Annotated in this window: 5 protein-coding genes; 4 read left to right on the top strand and 1 reads right to left on the bottom strand. The window is 61.3% G+C overall.

Annotated elements, in window-relative coordinates; genetic code table 11:
• From SK803_RS46225 to SK803_RS46210, 4 genes are all read left to right on the top strand, one after another.
• On the top strand, positions 1 to 557 hold a 557-nt coding region (locus tag SK803_RS46225; protein WP_319972622.1), incomplete at its 5' end, for a hypothetical protein.
• A 341-nt stretch (positions 558 to 898) separates the two neighbouring features.
• Positions 899 to 1,828 (top strand): radical SAM protein, encoded by a 930-nt coding sequence (locus SK803_RS46220; RefSeq protein ID WP_319972621.1) that lies wholly within the window; start codon positions 899 to 901, stop codon positions 1,826 to 1,828.
• Positions 1,829 to 1,845: 17 nt separating this feature from the next.
• A complete protein-coding gene (locus SK803_RS46215) occupies positions 1,846 to 2,595 on the top strand; it encodes an AAA family ATPase (protein WP_319972620.1) in 750 nt (249 codons plus the stop codon).
• Positions 2,596 to 2,639: 44 nt separating this feature from the next.
• Positions 2,640 to 3,422 carry a phosphotransferase gene (locus SK803_RS46210; RefSeq protein WP_319972623.1) on the top strand — a complete coding sequence of 261 codons (783 nt, stop codon included), beginning with the start codon at positions 2,640 to 2,642 and terminating at the stop codon, positions 3,420 to 3,422.
• A gap of 309 nt (positions 3,423 to 3,731) precedes the next feature.
• Here the strand turns inward: SK803_RS46210 and SK803_RS46205 are convergent.
• The coding region (locus tag SK803_RS46205; RefSeq protein ID WP_319972619.1) for a restriction endonuclease at positions 3,732 to 4,419 on the bottom strand (688 nt) is incomplete at its 5' end.

Raw genomic sequence — 4,419 nt, 5'->3', positions numbered from 1 at the left:
ACAAGCGGGCGAAGGCAATGAATGAAGCTCAGAAGGCGAACAGCTCCCCGCTTAGTGGCGCCCAACGCGAGGCAGTCGCCCGACGATGTGCCACGAAGCATTACCAGGGTTGGTCAATCCGAAGAATTGCACGATTCTACAACTTCAGCGCTTCGCTCGTTAGAACCCTTCTCATCGATGCTGGAGTAGTCGACTACACCCGTTGCATCGGAGAGAATGCTGTGCTGATCGGCGACGAACTGGAGCGCAGGTTCAAGTGTGGCCACAGTATCGAGGCCATCTCGTTGACCACAGGAATCCCGCAAATAGAAATCGCCTCCATGATCACGGCGCGGGGTATCGAACCGGTTGAGGCCCAGAGCTACAAACCCACGACGCGCGAGCCAGCAAGCGCAAGGCCCTACGTTCCAAGTCGCGCGGGCGCAGCCGTGTTACGCGTTTTCCCTGCGAACAATTTTGCCCTGCTGTCAGTTTCCACGATCGTGAGATCGTGTGGCCGGGATCAGCAGGCAGTCGCTTTGGCCATCAGCGAAATGGAATCGGCAGGGATTCTGTGACACAAGTGGGAACGCGCGAGTCCTGCATCCGATCGTCAGTCTCGGTATGGATTGACAAAGGTCGGTCATCGATTGCGAAATTCGATGCCGGCCACGCAAGCGGAAACCCTCTAGAGGTCAAGCGCGCCTAGCGCGGAGAGAGGAGGTTTATTGACCGTTCGGCGATAGTCGGTACCTGGAACCGCAGCCCCGCAGGTCGGCGAAACCTGCGGGGTGCTGGTTGCATGCTGTGACACAAGACCTCGATCACTGATCCAACTGAGCGAATGACCCCTGCCCGGCCAGAAACCGGACGAATTTCGTGGAACGATCATGTTGAATCAACCCTGCAAGGGGGAATTGTGGACCTGAAGACTGAGAACGCCTCCTCACCTGTCCTATCAGACCGGCGATACACAAACAATCCGCTGTTCGCGTGGCTTGAGATCACCGGAAAGTGCCAGTTGAACTGCGGGCACTGCTACGCCGAATCCGGGCCACATGGCACGAGTGGCGCGATGACCGTCGATGACTGGCGAGACGTGATCGACCAGCTCGCCGGGCTCGGGACACGAATGGTTCAGTTCATCGGCGGCGAACCCACACTGCACGGAGGCCTCCCAGACCTCATCGATCATGCACTCGGCTGCGGGCTTGAGGTCGAGGTCTTCACCAACCTGGTCTACGTGAAACCGGCCTTGTGGGACGTCTTCGCGCGGCCTGGTGTTCGGCTCGCGACCAGTTACTACACCGACGACGCTCAGGAACACGAGCGCATCACCCGTGGCCGGGGAAGCCACGGGCGAACCAGGGCGAACATCGCCGAAGCGGTTCGCCGTTCCATTCCGCTGCGTGTCGGCGTGATCGACGTCGAAGACGGTCAGCGGGTTCAGCAGGCCGTTTCCGAACTGGCCGGCATCGGCGTGGACGGCGAGATTCGCATCGACCACCTGCGCCAAGCCGGCCGCGGGGTCCGCGACCGCGAACCTGACCTGTCGCAGCTCTGCGGGAACTGCGGAGATCGCAAGATCGCCGTTGCCGCGGACGGCTCGGTGTGGCCCTGTGTGTTCTCGCGCTGGATGCCGGTGGGTAACGTGAAAGACGAGGCGCTTGCCGACATCCTGAGCGGCCCGAGGATGATCGAGACGTCGGCGACGCTGGCCGCGGAGTTCGCGACCAGGCCGTGCGTACCCAACATGTGTGATCCTCAGTGTGGTCCGTCATGCAGCCCGGCGTGTATCCCTAAGGGTGACTGCGTCCCTGAGGGAGGCTGCGTGCCGAGCTACGGCTGACCGGAGGAAAACTGTTCATGCTCGCCCGACGCGCATACGTCCCCACCGAGCTGCTGCCGAGCAGAACGTCGAACCGGTGGCAGTGGCCGCTTGACGTGCCGTGTGTCGATCAACTGGTCAAGGAAGGCATGTCCTTCGAACGACCGGTGACCTTCCTCGTCGGTGAGAACGGCTCCGGCAAGTCCACTTTGGTCGAGGCGTTCGCCGAAGCCTGGGGCCTGGACGCGCGCGGCGGGCGAGCTGGACGGAAGTACGTGAACGACCGGCCGAAAACACCACTCGGCGAAATGCTCAAGTTCGAGACCTCCGCCCTTGGTGCGCGACACCGCTCAGGAACGCGCACCAAGCGGCGGGGCTACTTCCACCGCGCAGAGACCGCGTTCGGATTCATGAACGCGGTCAGCGGGATGCAGGGCTACTGGGAAGACGACACCGACGCCATGAGCCACGGCGAGTCGTTCCTGACCGTGTTCGAGAACATGTTCAAGGAACCCGGCTTCTATCTGCTGGACGAGCCCGAAGCCGCGCTCTCGTTCCAGTCCTGCATGAGCCTGGTAGCCCTCATGCACCGACTCGGCGAATCTGGCGCACAGATCATCTGCGCCACCCACTCACCGCTGCTCGCCTCAACCCCAGGCGCGGACATCATCGAAGTAGGCGATCACGGATTCCGCCGCACCACTTGGGACGATCTCGCACTGGTAGACCACTGGCGTAGGTTCATGACCAGCCCGACCGCCTACCTGCGGTACATCACCGAGGAGTGACGGTGAACGACCTCAGCGACGCTGACATCCGGTTCGTGCAGTGGATGCACGACAACCTCCACCGTGCTGCCGACCACTTCGGACTCACCATCTCCGGCGAACCAACCCTCGGGTGGCTCTTCCGGTCGATCAGTGTGTTGGCCTACAAGGGCAACGACCAGGTCTGGCTGCGCGTCAACTCCGAAGATCCGCAGTGGATCGGCGGTGACTTCTGGACAGGCAACCTCGATGCCAACGTGTTCACCGGACTGTCGAAACCGCGCGTGCTCGACGTCTTCGAGTGGGAGGAAGGCCGACAGCAGCGCGCGGAGGTGATGACCCTCGTACCGGGCGCCCCGTGTTCTCCGACCGACGTCCTGCGGCAGGCCGTCGATCTTCCTGACGCGTGGTGGGCAGAACTGCGCCGAACCGTGGACACCATCGCGTACACGCCTACCGAACGAACGAACGCTGACCAGGACAAGGTCACGAACCGCCTCCGGCAGCGATTCGGCGATGCAGTGGACCCCGTTGTGTCCCAATGGGAAACCGTGCACGGCGACGTGCATTGGTCCAACCTGATGCATCCCGACTTCGGCCTGCTCGACTGGGAACTGTGGGGCCGCGGTCCGGCGGGGACGGACGCAGCAACCCTCCTCTGCTACAGCTTGTTGGTGCCCGAAACTGCTGAGCGGGTGCGCGCGACGTTCAACGATGTTCTCGGCACTCCATCGGGTCGTCTTGCCCAGCTCTATGTGATCGCCCGCTTGCTAGGCCGGATCGACAAAGGCGACTACCCCGATCTGGCCGCGCCCCTTGCTGATCATGCGAAGGCGCTGCTCGACTGACCGCCAGTCCCTACCGAGGTTGGATATCGTCAAGCCAGATTTGCATACCATCAGTCGGCCTGAACCTAATCAACATTTGGCCGCCATCCTCGTTTTCCGTTACAACGAACAGCGCGTCGTGTTCCCCGACTTTGCCTTCTCCGAAGGAGTACTTGACGTCAATTTCGCCGAACTGTTTGTGCGTTAGCGGAACCTCACTCACGGATATCTCAGCGGTCCCGGCGCAGGAGACCCCATAAACCGGGAGGAGCTGACCATTCTCTGGATCACGCAGCCAAACACCCTTCCCGCCGCTGGTCGAAACTTAATTTAGTGGTTCGAAGACAATAGTCCACTCCGATTGACATTCTCTACAATGTCGCGCAGGTGTTCAGTCACCAACTCCTTCCACCGCCGCTTATACAATGCAGTAACAAACGTCTCTACTGACGCCGCAATCACGGTTCCGTCCTGGCTACACACTTCAGCCGAACCGCCGGGCCAGGGACTCGACCGCGTACCTTTGACAAACCTCACGCCGTATCGACGAGGAGTGAACTTCACGTTCTTTGGCCACAACGATGAAGCCGTGTTGACGATGCGGAAGCCGAGGGCTTGGTCCGTAATGTCCTGAGGTGCAACTGTCACTATGCTGGCTGCGGTAGCCGCCGCCCGCGCGTCACGCGTGAAACCCTTCTCGGACACCAGGACCAACCGGCTCGTTGGTAGATCAGCATGCTTGCCGGCCATCTGATCGACCCAGGTGCGGTCCGCCTTGCGAGACCGTCCGACGGCCTCTACGGACACGATCACCTCGTGCCCGGCCACTTTCGAGCGAACAACGACATCAACTTCCCGTGGTTCGCCGGTTGATCGGCTTGGCAGCATCGCACTCGGCTCGACCACAGCCCCCGACGCCATGTGTCGGTGAATGATCTCGACGACGTCCTGGAAGAGGTTCGTCCGCTTGGGCACGATGCCATCGTAGATCTGGAACGCAAAGGTCCCCTCCGCCTGG

Origin of the sequence: Lentzea miocenica, from assembly GCF_033949945.1 — a bacterium.
Lineage (GTDB): Bacteria > Actinomycetota > Actinomycetes > Mycobacteriales > Pseudonocardiaceae > Lentzea > Lentzea miocenica.
This window is presented reverse-complemented; position numbering and strand designations above follow the sequence as displayed.

Coding starts and splice junctions, on each gene's coding strand:
- SK803_RS46215 (WP_319972620.1), top strand. CDS start 1,846: ATGCTCGCCCGACGCGCATACGTCCCCACCGAGCTGCTGCCGAGCAGA.
- SK803_RS46210 (WP_319972623.1), top strand. CDS start 2,640: ATGCACGACAACCTCCACCGTGCTGCCGACCACTTCGGACTCACCATC.